This is a genomic window from Kitasatospora sp. NPDC086791 (assembly GCF_040685975.1).
Lineage (GTDB): Bacteria > Actinomycetota > Actinomycetes > Streptomycetales > Streptomycetaceae > Kitasatospora.
Genome location: NZ_JBFBOC010000002.1, coordinates 679,767 through 695,331, shown reverse-complemented (window position 1 = coordinate 695,331; position 15,565 = coordinate 679,767). Strand labels below are relative to the sequence as shown.

The 15,565-nt window shown below is 73.4% G+C and carries 11 protein-coding genes and 1 pseudogene; 7 read left to right on the top strand and 5 right to left on the bottom strand.

Translation table 11 applies throughout. The annotated features are described in order from the left end of the window. Positions 1-154: 154 nt before the first annotated feature. Positions 155-1,432 carry an extracellular solute-binding protein gene (locus tag AB0Q99_RS06975; RefSeq protein ID WP_363569210.1) on the bottom strand — a complete coding sequence of 426 codons (1,278 nt, stop codon included), beginning with the start codon at positions 1,430-1,432 and terminating at the stop codon, positions 155-157. A 305-nt stretch (positions 1,433-1,737) separates the two neighbouring features. On the opposite strand from AB0Q99_RS06975, the gene AB0Q99_RS06970 reads away from it, so the two are divergent. Further along, on the top strand, positions 1,738-2,241 hold the full coding sequence (locus AB0Q99_RS06970; protein ID WP_363569208.1) for a GNAT family N-acetyltransferase: 504 nt from the start codon (positions 1,738-1,740) through the stop codon (positions 2,239-2,241). A 103-nt stretch (positions 2,242-2,344) separates the two neighbouring features. Here the strand turns inward: AB0Q99_RS06970 and AB0Q99_RS06965 are convergent, their stop codons facing one another. Both AB0Q99_RS06965 and AB0Q99_RS06960 read right to left on the bottom strand, forming a co-directional pair. Further along, positions 2,345-3,409 (bottom strand): aldose epimerase family protein, encoded by a 1,065-nt coding sequence (locus AB0Q99_RS06965; RefSeq protein ID WP_363569206.1) that lies wholly within the window; start codon positions 3,407-3,409, stop codon positions 2,345-2,347. A gap of 235 nt (positions 3,410-3,644) precedes the next feature. Then, positions 3,645-6,641 (bottom strand): AAA family ATPase, encoded by a 2,997-nt coding sequence (locus AB0Q99_RS06960; RefSeq protein ID WP_363569204.1) that lies wholly within the window; start codon positions 6,639-6,641, stop codon positions 3,645-3,647. A 309-nt stretch (positions 6,642-6,950) separates the two neighbouring features. On the opposite strand from AB0Q99_RS06960, the gene AB0Q99_RS06955 reads away from it, so the two are divergent. From AB0Q99_RS06955 to AB0Q99_RS06945, 3 genes are all read left to right on the top strand, one after another. Next, on the top strand, positions 6,951-7,898 hold the full coding sequence (locus tag AB0Q99_RS06955; RefSeq protein ID WP_363569202.1) for a terpene cyclase: 948 nt from the start codon (positions 6,951-6,953) through the stop codon (positions 7,896-7,898). A gap of 424 nt (positions 7,899-8,322) precedes the next feature. After that, a complete protein-coding gene (locus tag AB0Q99_RS06950; RefSeq protein ID WP_363569200.1) occupies positions 8,323-9,846 on the top strand; it encodes an aldehyde dehydrogenase family protein in 1,524 nt (507 codons plus the stop codon). Between the two features lie 280 nt (positions 9,847-10,126). Next, complete coding sequence (locus AB0Q99_RS06945) at positions 10,127-10,450, top strand: nuclear transport factor 2 family protein (protein WP_363569198.1); 324 nt, start codon at positions 10,127-10,129, stop codon at positions 10,448-10,450. A 15-nt stretch (positions 10,451-10,465) separates the two neighbouring features. On the opposite strand, the gene AB0Q99_RS06940 is transcribed toward AB0Q99_RS06945, so the two are convergent. Continuing rightward, entirely contained in the window at positions 10,466-11,686 is a 1,221-nt protein-coding gene (locus AB0Q99_RS06940; RefSeq protein WP_363569196.1) for a serine hydrolase domain-containing protein, read from the bottom strand. Positions 11,687-11,789: 103 nt separating this feature from the next. On the opposite strand from AB0Q99_RS06940, the gene AB0Q99_RS06935 reads away from it, so the two are divergent. The 3 genes from AB0Q99_RS06935 (at position 11,790) to AB0Q99_RS06925 (ending at position 15,063) form a co-directional block, all read left to right on the top strand. Continuing rightward, a complete protein-coding gene (locus tag AB0Q99_RS06935; RefSeq protein WP_363569194.1) occupies positions 11,790-12,308 on the top strand; it encodes an NUDIX domain-containing protein in 519 nt (172 codons plus the stop codon). Positions 12,309-12,545: 237 nt separating this feature from the next. Continuing rightward, positions 12,546-13,361, top strand: coding sequence for a TetR/AcrR family transcriptional regulator (locus tag AB0Q99_RS06930; protein ID WP_363569292.1), 816 nt, complete (start codon positions 12,546-12,548; stop codon positions 13,359-13,361). Between the two features lie 175 nt (positions 13,362-13,536). Beyond that, positions 13,537-15,063, top strand: a complete 1,527-nt coding sequence (locus AB0Q99_RS06925) for a hypothetical protein (RefSeq protein WP_363569192.1) — start codon at positions 13,537-13,539, stop codon at positions 15,061-15,063. Between the two features lie 216 nt (positions 15,064-15,279). On the opposite strand, the pseudogene AB0Q99_RS06920 reads toward AB0Q99_RS06925, so the two are convergent. Beyond that, a pseudogene (locus AB0Q99_RS06920) lies at positions 15,280-15,493 on the bottom strand (winged helix-turn-helix domain-containing protein); the annotation flags it as partial. Between the last annotated feature and the right edge of the window lie 72 nt (positions 15,494-15,565).

The window sequence follows — 15,565 nt, the reverse complement described above, 5'->3', positions numbered from 1 at the left end:
TTGCACCTTCTCGGGGGGATTCTCGGGGGAGCCGACGGCCCGGCCCGCCGGGGGCGGCGGATGACGGTCGACGACTGACAACCGGCAGATGATGAAATCTGTTCGCTGTCATTCGTTCGCCGTCATCCGCCGACCGGCGGACCGGGCACGGGGACTACTTGGTGAAGCCCGGCAGGAGCTTGGCGTAGTCGGTGGCGACGGTGTTCAGCGCGTCCTGGGTGCCGGTGCCCTGGACGGCCTTGCCCAGGTTGGTGCCGAGCGAGGAGAACAGCGAGCTGTACTCGGGCAGTTCGGGGCGCGGCTTGGCGCTGCTCAGGATGCCCTGGAAGCCGGCGATGCCCGGGTCGGCCTTGACCTCGGCGGTGAAGGCGTCGGTGCGGGTCGGCAGGGTGGAGTTCTTCTGCGCGATGAACGCCTGGCTCTCGGCCGAGGTCATGAAGGCGGCGAACTTCTCGGCGGCGGCCTTGTGGGCCTTGTCGGCACCGGCGTAGACGGAGATGTTGTGGCCGCCGGTGGGGGCGCCGGCCTTGCCCGCGGAGCCGCCGGGGACGGCCGCGATGCCGAGGTTGGTCTTGTCGGCGAAGGCCGAGCCCTTGTAGATGTTGGTGATCTCCCAGGGGCCCTGGATGATCGCCGCGACCTTGCCGCTGTTGAAGGCGTCCATCATGTGCGCGTAGGCGTCGGTGGTGACGTCGGCCTTGGCGGTGCCCGGCGCGGTGAACATCGTCTTGTAGGTCTCGACGGCCTTGACGGCCTCCGGCGACGTGATGGTGATCTTCTTGCCCGCGGCGTCGACGGTGTCGGTGCCCTCGCCGAACAGGAACGGCATCGCGTAGTAGCCGTCGGCGGCCTTCAGCCAGAAGCCGTCCACGCCGGCCTTGTCCTTGACGGCGGCGGCGTCGGCCTTCAGCTCGTCCCAGGTCTTCGGCGCGTCGGTGATGCCGGCCTTGGCGAACAGCTCCTTGTTGTAGAGCAGGCCGAGGGTGTCGGTCACCAGCGGGACGCCGTACAGCTTGCCCTCGTACTTGGCCTGCTGGATCAGGCTGGGCTGGAAGGCGGAGGTGTCGGCGGCGGCCGGGGTGCCGTCCAGCGGCTCCAGGTAGCCGGCCTTGGCGAAGGCGGCGGTCCAGCCGACCTCGGAGCGGAACACGTCCGGAGCGCCCTTGGCCCCCATCGCGGTCTGGAGCTTGTTCTGCGCCTGGTCGAACGGGACGTTGACGAAGTCGACCTTGACGTTCGGGTTGGCGGCCTCGAACTTCTTGACGAGCTCCTGGTAGTTCGGCGCCTCGTTGGTGGCGTTCGACGTGTCCCAGTACGTGAGGGTGACCGGCCCGTCGGCCTTGCCGTCCGAGCTGGAGCCGCTGCTGCCACAGGCAGCCATCGAGACCGCGAGGGCCACAACGAGGGCAGAGGCCGCGATGCCACGCCGCATGAGAACTCCTTGGGAGGGTGGGGGTGCCCGAGATGTTCGGAGACAGGCGCATAATGGCTGCCTCGTGCCGACCGCACCGTTGCTGCCGTCGGGCTCGGGAAGGAAGTTAACAGCGGCGAAAGATCGACGGAAAGTCCTTGCAGCAAGTTTCTGCAAGAAAAGGGGATCGTTACAACCGCGTGTCCTGGACGTTGCCACACGGTAGTTGACATCCGCGGCTATTGCCCTGGTTCGTCCGATTCAGCTCTCGCCGGGCGGCCGGACCACCGTGCGTGGCCGGAAGCCGTCTGCAGCAGACTGAGCGCATGCGCATCAGAGCCGTCACGAGGGACGACCTTCCCCTGCTCACCGAACTGGAGCGGGCCGCCGGCGCCCCCTTCGCCGCGATCGGCATGCCGGAGATCGCCGGGGACGAGCCCCCCGCCCCGGAGGAGCTGGCGCACTACCTGGACCGGGGCGTCGCCCTGGCCGCGGAGGCCCCCGACGGCGCGGTCGCCGCCTACCTGGTGGCCGAGCCGGTGGACGGCGCGCTGCACATCGAGCAGGTCTCCGTCCACCCCGACCACGCCCGCCGCGGCATCGGGCGGGCGCTCATCGACCACCTCGCGCGGACCACCGACGCCCCGGCGCTCACCCTGACCACCTTCGCCGAGGTCCCCTGGAACGCCCCCTACTACGCGCGCTGCGGCTTCCGCCCGCTGGCCGACGCCGAACTCACCCCGGGCCTGCGCGAGATCCGCCGCAGGGAGACCGAGCACGGCCTGGACCGCTGGCCCCGGCTCTGCATGCGCCGGGACCTGCGGCCGTGAGCCGCCGACGGCGTCGACCCGCCGACGGCCGTGAGTCGCCCACGACCGTGAGCCGCCGGCGGGCCACGACCCGCCGACGGGCCGGGGCCGTGGTCGTGACCCGCTAGTTCGTGCCCAGCCGCAGCACGGTCGTCGAGCGGAAGTCCTCCCCCGGCCGCAGCACCGTGCTCGGGAACGCCGGGTGGTGCGGGGCGTCCGGGAAGTGCTGGGTCTCCAGCGCGATCCCGGCGAACGGCCCGTACGGGACGCCGCTCGCGCCGGTGACCGCGCCCTGGAACTTGTTCGCCGTGTAGACCTGGATGCCCGGCTCGGTGGTCAGCACCTCCAGGGTGCGGCCGCTGACCGGGTCCTCGAGCAGTACCGCCCGCGCCGGGCTGCCGTCCGCCGGCCGGGCGCGCAGCACCCAGTTGTGGTCGTAGCCGCCCGGCCCGACCAGCTGCGGGTGCCGGTCGTGCACCGACTTGCCGATCGGCGTGGCCACCGTGAAGTCGAACGGCGTGCCGGCCACCGGCTCGGTCCGCCCGTACGGGATCTGCCGCTCGTCGGCCGGGGTGTACTCGTCGGCGTCCAGGGTCAGCAGGTGGCCGAGGACGTCGCCGCTGCCTTCACCCGCAAGGTTGATGTACGCGTGGTTGGTCAGGTTGACGACGGTCGGCTTGTTGGTGACCGCGTGGTAGTCGATCACCAGCTCGCCGGAGGCGGCCAGCGTGTAGTCCACGGTGACGTCCAGCGCGCCCGGGAAGCCCTGGTCCCCGTCCGGGCTGTGCAGCCGCAGCCGCACCCCGCCCTCGACCTGCTCGGCCGCCCACATCCGGTGCGCGAAGCCGTCCGGCCCGCCGTGGAGGGTCATGCCGCCGCCGGTCGGGGCGAGCGGGTGCTCCTCGCCGTCGATGGTGACCGACGAGCGGTCGATCCGGTTGGCGTACCGGCCCACCACCGCGCCGTGGTGCCGGGCCGGACCCAGGATCTGCGCCAACTCATCGCTGGTGAGCAGCAGTTGGGCGATTCGGCCGGAGCGGTCCGGCGCACTGAGGGTGTGCAGGGTGGCGCCGAGGGTGAGCACGCTCGCCTCGTACGGGCCGGCCGTGAGCGTCCAGCGCTCGATCGCGGCGCCCGCGCCCGAGGGGTCGAGGGGTTCGTGCCGAACGCTGGTGGCCTCGCTCGCCATGGCCTGCTCCTCACTGTCGGCCGCGGCGCACCGCTACCGCCGGTTTGCTGGTCCGTCGAGGGGTCGCCGCGGCGGCCCCGATTGTCCGTCAGCCTAGCGACGGCGGCGGTGTCGGGGGCGCACCCGCGTCGATGCGCGCCGCCCGCGCACGACGGTCGCCGGCGGCGGAACCGATCCGGCCGCCGCACCCCCAGAACCGCCACCGGACCGCGAACGCCACCGCGAACGCCGCCGGCTACTCCTCGCCCTCCCGCTGCTGCTGCGGCAGCCCGAGCGCCGTCGCCAGCCCGTCCGGCCCGCTGCCCGCCTTGCGGTAGACCGCCGCCAGCCGCCGGTTGACCAGGCTGATGTCCAGACCGAGCTCCTCGGCGATCCGCTGCGGCGGCAGGCCCCGCACCGCCTGCCGGGCGACGTCCAGCTCCGGCCCGCTGAGCATCTCCAGGGTGTCCCGGAAGTCGCTCAGCCCCAGCCGGTTGGGCCGCAGACCGTAGTTGGCCAGCTCCCGCCGCGCCTGGTCGACCAGTCCTTCCGCCGAGCAGTGCTGGGCCAGCTCGATGCCCTGGTACAGGTACTCCTGGGCGTCCTCCAGCCGCCCGACCCGGCGCAGCGCGGCACCGAGGTCGACCAGCGCGACGGCGTGCTCGTACCCCGCCGGGGACTGCCCGAGGTACGTCACGGCCTGCTCCAGCAGCTCGACCGCCTGCTGGCCGTCCTCGACCTGCGCCTGCAGCCGCAGCGCGGCGCCGATCGCCGAGGCGGTGCCGAACGCACGCGCGTCCCCGACGGCCTTGCGGGCGTACTCACGGGCGCGCTCGGGCTCGTCGTCGGCGATCGCGATGGCGAGGTGGCCGGCCCAGGGCGCCCAGACCGTGTTGTGCCAGCCCCTGACCTCCAGCTGGGCACCGGCCTCGGTGAGCGCGGCGGCGGCGCCCGCGTAGCGGTCCTTGGCGATCAGCAGTTTGCCGTACAGCGAGGCCGCGTCCGGCAGCACCATGGCGGTCGCGTGGTACGGCGGGTGGAAGCCGAAGTCGTTGGCCAGCTCCCAGGCCTCGGCGACCCGGCCGCGGGCGATCAGGGTGTCCACCAGCACGCCGACGGCGTCCCAGGCCAGCGGCAGCTTCTCCCCGATCCGCTCGGAGATGCGGTACGCCCGGCGCAGGAAGTCCTCGGCCTCGGCGAGCAGGCCGCGGCGGAACCGGGCCAGCCCCATCAGGAAGTACGCGAAGCCCCGGTGGGCACCGCTCCAGCCGGCCACCTCGAACTGGATGATGGCGTCGGCGGCCAGCCGCTCGGCCTGGGCGACCCGGTCGTTGTAGATGTACGTGAGGCCGAGCATCGAGGGCAGTTCGAAGCCCCAGGTGGTGTCGGTCCAGCCGAGGCCCTTGGGCAGCCGGCCGCCGTCGAGGACCTCGTCGGCGAGGGCGAGCGCGTCGGCCGAGGGGGCGCCGCGCAGGGTGAGGTCCCAGGCCCGCATGGCGAGCACGGCCCGGTCGGCGGCCTCCCGGCCGGTCAGCCCGAGGCACATCTCGCCGAGCCGGGCGGAGCGGTCGGGGCCGTCCTCCTCGGACTTGCGGAAGGCGTGCCACATGAACGAGGCGGCCTGCAGCCGCTGCTTCCCGGCCGGGTCCTCGGTCTTCCGGGCCTCCTGCTGGCAGACCACGGCGGCCTCGCGCAGCTCGCCGCTGTGCGCGAGCACCTCGGAGAGCCGGAAGGTGGCGTCCACCCGCAGTTCGGGGCGCAGCGGCACCTCGTCGGGGTCCAGCGCGAGCTTGAGCTGGTTGACGGTGGCGACGGGGTCGGTGAGCAGGGCGGAGCAGCCGAGTTCGTACAGCACCTCGGCCTTGATCTCGTCGGCGGGCGGCTCCTTGAGCGCGCGGTGCAGGCAGCGCTGGGCGGCCTCGGGGGCGCCGATGAGCTGGTGTTCGACGGCGGCGCGGCGCAGCTTCTTGACGATCCGGTCGTCGCCCTCGCCGGAGTGGGTCTCGACCAGGTGGCGGGAGGCGGCGAGCAGGCCGAACCCGGCGTTCTCGATCTCGACGGCGGCGATGCCGTGCATGCCGAGGCGGGTGGCGTCCGGCATGGTGTTGTAGATCGAGCTGGCGATCAGCGGGTGGACGAACTCCAGGTTCCCGTTGGGGGACTGGGTGAGCACGCGCTGCTTGCGCAGCTGCTTGATGGATTCGCGGGCGCCCTCGGTGCTCTGGGTGGAGATCCGGGTGGCGAGGTCGATCCGGATGTCGGTGCCGAGCATGGCGCAGGCCCAGGCGAAGCGCAGGGTGCTGGCGCCGAGCCGGTCCAGCCAGCTCTTGAGGGTCATCCCGGTGGCGTCGACGGCGAGTTCGCGCAGTTGCCGGGAGTTCTCCTCGATCGGTTCGAGCTCCTGGTCGCGGACCTGGTCGAGCAGGGCGACGACCTCGAAGGGGTTGCCGTTGACGACGTTCCAGAACTCGTAGCAGAAGGCGTCCTCGGCCTTGTCGCCGAGTTCGGCGCGGATCATGTCGGTGACGGAGTTGAGGTTGAGCCGGTTCAGCTCGTGCTTGCGGCCCTTGAGGCCGAGGATCTCCCGGCGGAACTCCTGGGTCGCGCCGGGCCAGTCGCTCTCGTCCTCGCGGAAGGCGAACACCAGCAGGACGGGCAGTTCGCCGGAGCGGACGGCGAACTTGGCGAGCCAGGAGAGGGATTCGGCGTCGGCCCAGTGCAGGTCGTCGACGATCATCACCATCGGCGCGCGGCGCGGTGCGAGCTGGGTGAGGACGTAGTCGAGGCCGTCGCGCACGCCCTGCGGGTCGAGTCGGCGGGCACCGGCCTTGGGCCGCTTGAGGCCCATGGCCGGTCCGACGACCTCCTCCCAGGTGCCCATGACCTGGCGGAACACGTCCGGCTCCAGGTCGCTGAGCAGCGGCTGGAGCAGCTGGCGCAGGACGTGGTACGGCTCCTTGAACTGCCGTTCGCCGCCTCGGGCGAACAGTACGGTGGTACCGTCGCGGAGCTTGGCGATCCGTCGGACCTCGTGCAGCAGGCTGGTCTTGCCGATGCCGGGACGGCCGGAGAAGGCGAGCAGGTCGCCGATCTCGGTGCCGCCGGCGGCGAAGCCGCGGCAGAGCCGGTCGACGGCGGCTTCCACCGAGCGCAGTTCGGCGTCGCGGTCGCGCAGCCGGACCCGGGGCGCGAAACCGTCGCCGTCCCGGCCGGAACCGGCCCCCGCCCGAAGTTCGTTCTCCTGCTCGGTCACCGTCGCGCCTCCGCCTCGCCCGATCCCGTCACAGCTCCATCACTGCGTGGAGCCGAGGTTAGCGCTGCGTGGCCCGTACCGTGCGGCATTCGTGCAGGCTGGGACGGACGGTGAGGGTTCGGACTGCTTGCCAAGGGCAATTGCCCTATATCCCTAACGCCCGATCATTGCATCAGATACCCTACGGCACTCGGGGCGTAGATGATCTTGTCAACCCCACCCTCGCCGTCTCCGCCCCGCCGCGTCAACTCCCCTCACGAACAGTGCTCGAACACTAGCGCCCCCATCCTCCGCCGCACCGGGAGTCCGATGTCTGACGACACATCACTTCAGATTCCGTTCCCGCACCGCCGCAGTCCGCACGGCCCGTACGCCACCGCGCTGCACCGCGACTGGCTGATCCGCCACCCCCTGTTGCCCGACGCCGACCACCCCGGCTACGCGCACTGGGAGGTGGTGGACCTCGCCGCGCTGGGCTACCCGGACGCCGGACCGGACGAACTCGCCCTGGCCGCCGACCTGATGGGCTTCTACTTCCTCTTCGACGACCAGTTCGACGGCCCGCTCGGCCGTCGCCCTTCGGAGGTCGCACCGATCTGCGAACGCCTGATCGCCGTCCTGCACGGCGCCCGCCCCGACCAGGGCTCCGCGGTCGAGACCGCCTTCGCCGACCTCTGGAACCGCAGCGTGCAGGGCATGCCCGCGCGCTGGCAGGCGCGCGCCGCGTACAACTGGGAGTACTACCTGGCCAGTCACCCGGCCGAGGCGGCCGGCCGGATCTCCACCCGGCCGCCGGACCGGGACGGCTACCTCGTCCTCAGACGAGGTACCGCGGCGATGGAGACCGTCTTCGACATGGTCGAACGCATCGGCCAGTTCGAGGTCCCCGCCGCCGTCCTGCACCACCCGGTGCTGCGTCAACTCCGCCAGCTGGCGGCCGACATACCGTCACTCAGCAACGACGTGCGGTCCTACCCGCTGGAGGCGCCGCGCGGGGACGTCAACAACCTGGTCATCATCGTCCAGCGGGAGCGCCGCTGCTCGCCCGAGGAGGCCTGCGCGGCGGTCATCGCGGAGGCCCAGCTGATGGTCGAGCGCTGCCAGGAGCTGTACGACCGACTCCCCGACGTCCACCGCGAGTTGGGCCTGTCCCGGATAGAGCGCGCGATCGCCCAGCGGTACGCGGACGGGCTGCTCACCTGGCTGGCGGGCTACCTCAGCTGGGAGGCCCGCACCGGGCGGTACCACGCGGTCTGACGCCCGCCGCCCGGCTGACCGTCCGTCGGCGAAGCCGTGCGCGCCCGCGTGAACGCCCGCGCGCCGGCCACGCCGGAGTGCGCGACCGCGCGGGGGCGACCGGCCGCGCCGGGGCACCGACCATGCCGACCCGCCCGACGCCCTGGCCGACGCGCCCCGGCGGTGCCCTGACCGCGCCCTGACCGCGCCCTGCGTGCAGCCGCCGGAACGGCCGGAACGCGCACCCTCCGTACGCCCCGGGCGCACGGACCGTAGCCGCACCGTGCGCCCGGCGGTTATCGTGCTCGACGGCGGACGCCCCGGGCGTCCGGCCCGTGTGCGTGTCCTGACCCTCCCGCCGGGCCGCCCCGACCGGGCGGTCCGGCGTGCCGCCCCCGGCCCCGCGGCCCGGGCGGCGCCCGACGTCGCGAGGAGACACCAGAGCATGACGGTCTACCAGCCCCCCGGCGCGCCCGGCAGCATCGTCGCCTACCGCTCCCGGTACGAGCACTGGATCGGCGGCGGATGGACGCCCCCGGTGCACGGCCGGTACTTCGGCGACCCGACCCCGGTCACCGGCGAGGTGTTCACCGAGGTCGCCCGCGGCACCGCCGAGGACATCGAGGCCGCCCTGGACGCGGCCCACGCCGCCGCCCCCGCCTGGGGCCGCACCCCGGCCGCCGAGCGGTCCCAGGTGCTGCTGCGGATCGCCGACCGGATGGAGGCCAACCTGGAGCAGCTGGCCGTCGCGGAGAGCTGGGAGAACGGCAAGCCGGTGCGCGAGACGCTGGCCGCCGACCTCCCGCTCGCCGTCGACCACCTGCGCTACTTCGCCGGCGCGCTGCGCGCCCAGGAGGGCGGCCTGTCCCAGCTGGACGAGGACACCGTGGCGTACCACTTCCACGAGCCGCTGGGCGTGGTCGGGCAGATCATCCCCTGGAACTTCCCGATCCTGATGGCGGTCTGGAAGCTCGCCCCGGCACTGGCGGCCGGCAACGCGGTGGTGCTCAAGCCCGCCGAGCAGACCCCGGCCTCGGTCCTGCTGCTCGCCGAGCTGACCGCCGACCTGCTGCCGCCGGGCGTGCTCAACATCGTCACCGGCTTCGGCGAGGAGGCCGGCGCCCCGCTCTCCGCCAGCCCGCGGATCCGCAAGCTCGCCTTCACCGGCGAGACCTCCACCGGCCGGCTGATCTCCCGCGCGGCGGCCGACAACCTGATCCCGGTCAGCCTGGAACTCGGCGGCAAGAGCCCCAACGTGTTCTTCGCGGACGTCGCCGACGCCTCGGACGCCTTCTACGACAAGGCCGTCGAGGGCTTCGCGATGTTCGCCCTCAACCAGGGCGAGGTCTGCACCTGCCCCAGCCGCGCGCTGATCGACGCCCCGATCTACGAGCGCTTGCTCACCGACGGCCTGCGGCGGGTGCGCGGGATGCGCCAGGGCGACCCGCTGGACACCGACACCCAGGTCGGCGCCCAGGCCAGCGCCGAGCAGCTGAAGAAGATCCTCTCCTACTTCGAGATCGGCCAGGCCGAGGGCGCCAAGGTCCTCACCGGCGGCGAGCGCGCCGACCTCGGCGGTGCGCTGTCCGGCGGGTACTACGTGACGCCGACGGTCTTCGAGGGCGACAACTCGATGCGGGTCTTCCAGGAGGAGATCTTCGGCCCGGTCGTCTCGGTGACCCGCTTCGACGGCTTCGACCAGGCGATCGCGCTCGCCAACGACACCCAGTACGGGCTCGGCGCGGGCGTGTGGACCCGCAGCCTCAACACCGCCCACCGGGCCGGACGCGCCATCCAGGCCGGCCGGGTGTGGACGAACTGCTACCACAACTACCCCGCCCACGCCGCCTTCGGCGGGTACAAGAACTCCGGCATCGGGCGGGAGAACCACAAGGCGCTGCTGGAGCACTACCAGCAGACGAAGAACCTGCTGGTCAGCTACTCCCCCGACGCGGTCGGCTTCTTCTAGGCCCGCCCTCCGACAGGCCCACCCCCGAACGCGCGGAGCCGGAGGAAAGCCCGGAGCCGGAGCAGAATGTGGAGCGGGAGACCTGGGTCCGGTCTCCCGCTCCACCGCCACTCCCCGCGGCGGGCCCTCGGGTCAAACCATGGGGACAAATCACCCGTTTCGGGATCTAAGCACATGAATGTCGCTATTTTCCCGACGCGCCGCCGACATGCCCGGACGACCCCCGCGAACGCCGTAGACAGGACTCCCGACCCCTCTCACCCGTCTCCGGGAGCCCCGTATGACCATCGCCACCGCCAAGCTCAGCGACCCCGTCGTCCGCGCCGTCGTCACCGCGATCAACGCGGGTGACCGCGAGTCCTTCGTCGGCCTGCTCGCCGCGGACGCCAGCATGTCCGACGACGGCTCCGACCGGGACCTGGAGGACTGGATCGACCGCGAGATCTTCACCGCCCACGGCCGGATGGACGTCCAGTCCGAGGCGGACGGCGGCCGGGCGCTGGTCGCCAACTTCACCAACGACACCTGGGGCGAGATGCGCACCGCCTGGCGCTTCACCGTCGACGGCGGGAAGGTCAGCCGCTTCGAGACCGGCCAGGCCTGAGCCGGAACGCCGGACTCAGGACAGCCCCAGGCACCCCCGCACCGCGCGGATCAGGTTCCGCGAGCGGACGTCCCCCGTGACACCCGGCTGCATGCCGTTGGTGACGTACCCGAAGCCCAGCCCCAGTTCCGGGTCGGCGAAGCCCAGCGAGCCGCCCCGCCCCGGGTGCCCGAAGCTCGCCGGGGAGGCCATCGGCGCGGTCGGGCCGTGCCGCCAGAAGCCCAGGCCGAAGGTGGAGTTGACGATCAGCACCCGGTCCGGCCCGCTCACCGCCGGCCCGACCGCGCGGCTCAGCACCTCGGGTCCGAGCAGCGGCGGCAGCGGCGCGCCGGAGCCGTCCGGGTGGTCGGCCGCGCCGATCAGCGCCGCGTAGAACCGGGCCAGCGAACGGGCGGTGCCGATGCCGCCCGCGCCGGGGATCTCGGCGGCCTGAACCGCCGGGTCGTTGAGGTCCACCCCGGGGCGCACCGAGGCGAAGGACCGCGCGGTCAGCGAGGCCGGGTCCTGGTAGGCGTCCCGGACGGACTGCTTGGGCCGCAGCCGCAGCCCGCTCGGGCCGTTCCGGGCCGCCTCCGGGGCGGGCAGGTCGACCAGCTTGCCGACCCGCGGCGCGGCCCCGGCCGGCAGGCCGATCCACAGGTCCAGTCCGAGGGGCCGGGCGATCTCCTCGGCGAAGTACTGTCCGATCGTCCGACCGCTCACTCGCCGCACCACCTCGCCGACCAGCCAGCCGAAGGTGTACGGGTGGTAGCCGTGTGCCGTACCGGGCTCCCAGGCGGGCGGCTGGGCCGCGACGGCGGCGGCCGCGCGCTCCCAGGTGAGCACGTCCTCCAGCCGCAGCGGCACGTCCAGCGCGGGCACCCCGACCTGGTGCGAGAGCAGCCAGCGCACCGGCACCCCGCCCTTGCCGGCCGCCGCGAACTCCGGCCAGTACGAGGCCACCGGCGCGTCCAGGTCCAGCAGCCCGCGCTCGACGGCGAGCAGCGCGGTGGTCGCGGTCAGGCCCTTGGTGACCGAGCGCAGCACCTGCGCGGTGTCCGCCGTCCACGGCACCGCGGGAGCGGGCCGCCCGCCGACCTCGGGCCGGGCGTCGCCGCCCCACAGGTCGACCACCTTGCGGCCGCGCACGTACAGCGCGAAGGCCGCGCCGAGCTCGCCGTAGTCGGCGAAGTTCCGTGCGAAGGCCGCCCGTACGGGCTCGAACCCCTCGGCCGTCCCGCCCCAGATCTCCACCACCGCGCGCCGCCTCCAGGCCGTTCCGAATCGTCACCGCCCACTCGCGTTCGATAGTTCGGGAAGATCCGTTCGAACCGGGCTCCGAAACCCTAACCTGTCGGTCATGACCAACCCTGCCGAAGAACTGCTGGACATCGTCGACGAGCACGACCGGGTGATCGGGACCGCCCTGCGCGGCGAGGTCTACCGGCGCGGCCTGATCCACCGCTGCGTCTTCGTCCTGGTCCGCGACCCCGCCGGACGGATCTTCGTCCACCGCCGCACCGCCACCAAGCTGTTCGCCCCCGGCGCGTACGACATGTTCGTCGGCGGCGTCGTCGGCTCCGGCGAGACCTACGCCGAGGCCGCCGTCCGCGAGGCCGAGGAGGAGCTCGGCGTCCGCGGCATCGCCCCGCGCCCGATGTTCAAGTTCCTCTTCCGGGAGCCCGACGGCGGCAAGCTCAGCTGGTGGTGCGACATGTACGAGGCGGAGTGGGCGGGCCCGGTCTCGCCACAGGAGTCCGAGGTCGCCTGGCACGCCTGGCTCACCCCCGACGAACTCGCCGTGCGCCTCACCCGCGACACCTTCGTCGCCGACGGCCTGGAGGCCTACCGCCGCTACCTGGACTTCCGGGCCGCCTAGCGCCCGCCTGGCCGTACCGAGCCGTGCGGAGCCGTACCGAGCAGTCCCGAGCCGTGGCGTGCCGTGGCGTGGCATGCCGGCCCACCCGACCGGGGCTCCCGGACCGCATGGGCCGCCGGGCGACCGCCGGATAAGGTGACGCGCATGGCCTCCCGCACGCCGTCCCCGACGGCCGACCGCGCAGCACGGACCTCCGCACCCGACCGGGCGGCAGCGGGTGAACGGCCCCGCCGGCGGCTGAGCGTGGACGAGCGGCGGGAGCAGCTGATCGCCGTGGCGCTGGAACTGTTCAGCCGGCGGGCGCCGGAAGAGGTGTCGATCGACGACATCGCGGCCGCCGCGGGCGCCTCCCGACCGCTGGTGTACCACTACTTCCCCGGCAAGCAGGCGCTGTACGAGGAGTCGCTGCGACGGGCCGGCCGGGAGCTGTCGGCCCGCTTCGAGGAGCCCATGGAGGGGCCGCTGTCGGAGCGGCTGCTCCGGGTGATGGGCCGCTACCTGGACTTCGTGCAGAGCCACGGGCCGGGCTTCGCGGCGCTGCTGCGGGGCGGCTCGGTGGCGGCCAGCGCGGGCACCTCGGCGGTGATCGACGACGTGCGCCGGGCCGCGCAGGAGCAGATCCTGGCCCACCTGGCGATCCCCTCGCCCAGCCCCGGGCTGCGGCTGACCGTCCGTGCCTGGATCGCCAATGCCGAGATCACCTCGCTGGAGTGGCTGGGCGAGCGCTCGGTGCCGCTGGAGGAGCTGCAGCTGCACCTGGTGCAGGAGTTCGTCGCGGCGCTCACCCTCACGGCCGCCCGGGAGCCGGCGCTCGCCGCCGAGCTGGGCTCCTTCCTCGCGGACGAACACCCGGACGGTCCGACCGGGCGCCTGGTGCGGGACCTCGCCGGGCTGTTCGCCGTCCCGGGGATCCTCGACGCGGTCACGGCGCTCGCCACCGGGGAACCCGCCTCCGGGGACTCCGAGTCCTCCGGGGCCGACGGGGGCTCCAAGTCCTCCGGGCCTGGCGGGGTCGGCGGGGCCGACGGAACCGGCGGGGCCGCCACCGGGTGACCGCCGAACCGGTGGTCACAGCCCCGGCCCGAGTGATCATCACGTCATCCTGCGGTTCGGGCGGGACGGGGGGCTCTGATAGGAATGGGCGGGGATCTGACGGCCCGCCGCCCCGGCGAGCCCGGTTCCACCCGAACCACCGACGGCAGACGGAGCAGAGCGGGGGGCTCACCAGTTGACCCAGGACGTCCAGTTCAGTGCGGAGGCCAACCCCTTCGCGGCAGCCGAGCAGGTCTGCGCGACCCTCGGCACGCTCACCGACGCCCTCTTCGACGAGCACACCTCGCGCCACCCGGCGGCCTCACTCGGCGCCCTGCGCACGGGCCCGGCCGCGCACCCCGCCGCCGAGGCGCTGTTCGGCCTGCCACTCGCGCCCAACGGCCCGGTGTACGCCGCCCTCGACCGGCTCGGCACGGTGGTCACGGCCGGCACCGCCCGCCCCGGCACCGGCGCACGGATCGCCGACCGGGTGGTCGGCGCGCTGCAGGCCCGCTACGGCGGCGGAGCGGTGCGCGGCGCCATCGCCGACCGGGGCACCACCTCGGCCGCGCTGTTCCAGCTCCCGGTCACCGGTGAGTTCGCCGACGCCAAGCTGCGCCCGCCGTTCGCCCCGGCGCTGGCCGCGCTGGCAGCCGGACAGCAGACCCGTCGGCCGGTCGAGCTGCCCACCGGCGCGGGCACCGAGGTCCGGCTGGTCGTCCCGCCCGGCTTCCACCCGCTGACCTCCCCCGGCGGGCCGCCCGGGGTCTCCTCCCGGACGGTGCCCCCGCTGCCCGTCGACGCCGACCCGGCCGACGGGGTGGCCGCCACCGTGGCGGCGGCCACCGAACTCACCGGGCACCTGACGGAGGTCGCCGAGGAGCTGTTCAGCGCCACCGGCGCCGAGCCGCGCCGCGACTTCGCGGTGATCGCCGCCACCCTGGCCGACCTGGTCCACGACGCGGGCGTCGTGTACGCCGGCGTCTGCGCCCTGGAACTCGACGACCGCGCCTCGGACGCCGCGCTCGTCGTCTCACTCGCCCGGCACCCGCTGCCGATCACCGTGCTCGCCACCGAGCTGGCCACCGTCCGGCGGCACGCCGAGGTGTGGACGGTCCTGCTGCCGGCCGGCCCGGCCGCCGTCCTGGTCGAGGGGCGCACCGTCCCGGTGCCCGGACCGCTGGCCGCCGACGGGCAGCGGCGCTGGGTGGTCACCTCGGCCGTCCAGGCCTTCGTACCGCTGCCGGACGGCGGGACGGTGCTGTGCGTCCAGCTGTCCACGGCGCGGCCGGAGGACTGGGAGCTGTACACCGAGGCGTTCGCGGAGCTGCTGAGGAGCATCCAGTTCGGCTGGGACGGCGAGTCGGCCCCGACGGCCGCCGTGCCTGCTGCCGCTCCGGTTCCCGCAGCGGCGCCCGCCGCACCCACCGCGCCGACCGCCGAGAAGGAGCCGCGGGAGGAGGAGCAGCGAGCGGAGCAGGCGGAGGAGCCGGTGCACCTGCGCGGCACGCCGGTGCGCGTCCCGCCCGCGGACTTCAATCCCTTCGCCCCGATCGCCGAGCCGGCTGCGGAGGACCGGCCGAAGGGCACGCCGGTCATGATCCCGCCGCCGGACTTCGACCCCTTCGCCATGCCGGACCTCCCCTCCACGCCGACGGCGACGCCGGAGCCCGAGGCGAAGGCGGACGCGGACGCGGCGCCGGAGCACCGCCCGTTCGGCTGAGCCTTGCGGCCGCAGGTGGCGAACAACTGACAGGTAACAGCTGACAGATTTCAGATTTCGTTCGCTGAAATCTGAAATCCGTCACCTGTCAGCTGTTAGCTGTCAGCTGCCCCCGGAAGCCGCCGGCCGGCGAACCGCCGCCACCGACGCGCCCCCGGCCAGGCCGCTCCCGCCCGCCGTGCTCCCGGCCGCCCGCGCCCCGGCCACCACCGTCCCGGCCACCACCGTCCCGACCCCGGGGACGGCCCGGACCAGCCCCTCGTCCCCGCAGCCGGTTCAGCACCTTGGTCGCCATGGCCATCGCCACGCCCCACTCCTGGGTGATCCGCCGGGTCGACGGCACCCGCGCCCCCGGCGCCAACTCCCCTGCCGCGATGCGCCGTCGAAGCTCGGCCGCGATCCGTTCCGGGGGAGTCCCGTGCTCAGCCACCACCCACCACCAACCGCCCGACCCTCAACGGTCCGGCCTCAACTGCCCCGGAAGAAACCCGAAGGGGAGAAC

Excerpts from the sequence above, each read along its gene's own strand:
- AB0Q99_RS06950 (WP_363569200.1), top strand. The coding sequence starts at position 8,323 with ATGACGGTCTACCAGCCCCCCGGCGCGCCCGGCAGCATCGTCGCCTAC.
- AB0Q99_RS06975 (WP_363569210.1), bottom strand. The coding sequence starts at position 1,432 with ATGCGGCGTGGCATCGCGGCCTCTGCCCTCGTTGTGGCCCTCGCGGTC.
- AB0Q99_RS06935 (WP_363569194.1), top strand. The coding sequence starts at position 11,790 with ATGACCAACCCTGCCGAAGAACTGCTGGACATCGTCGACGAGCACGAC.
- AB0Q99_RS06965 (WP_363569206.1), bottom strand. The coding sequence starts at position 3,409 with ATGGCGAGCGAGGCCACCAGCGTTCGGCACGAACCCCTCGACCCCTCG.
- AB0Q99_RS06955 (WP_363569202.1), top strand. The coding sequence starts at position 6,951 with ATGTCTGACGACACATCACTTCAGATTCCGTTCCCGCACCGCCGCAGT.
- AB0Q99_RS06945 (WP_363569198.1), top strand. The coding sequence starts at position 10,127 with ATGACCATCGCCACCGCCAAGCTCAGCGACCCCGTCGTCCGCGCCGTC.
- AB0Q99_RS06970 (WP_363569208.1), top strand. The coding sequence starts at position 1,738 with ATGCGCATCAGAGCCGTCACGAGGGACGACCTTCCCCTGCTCACCGAA.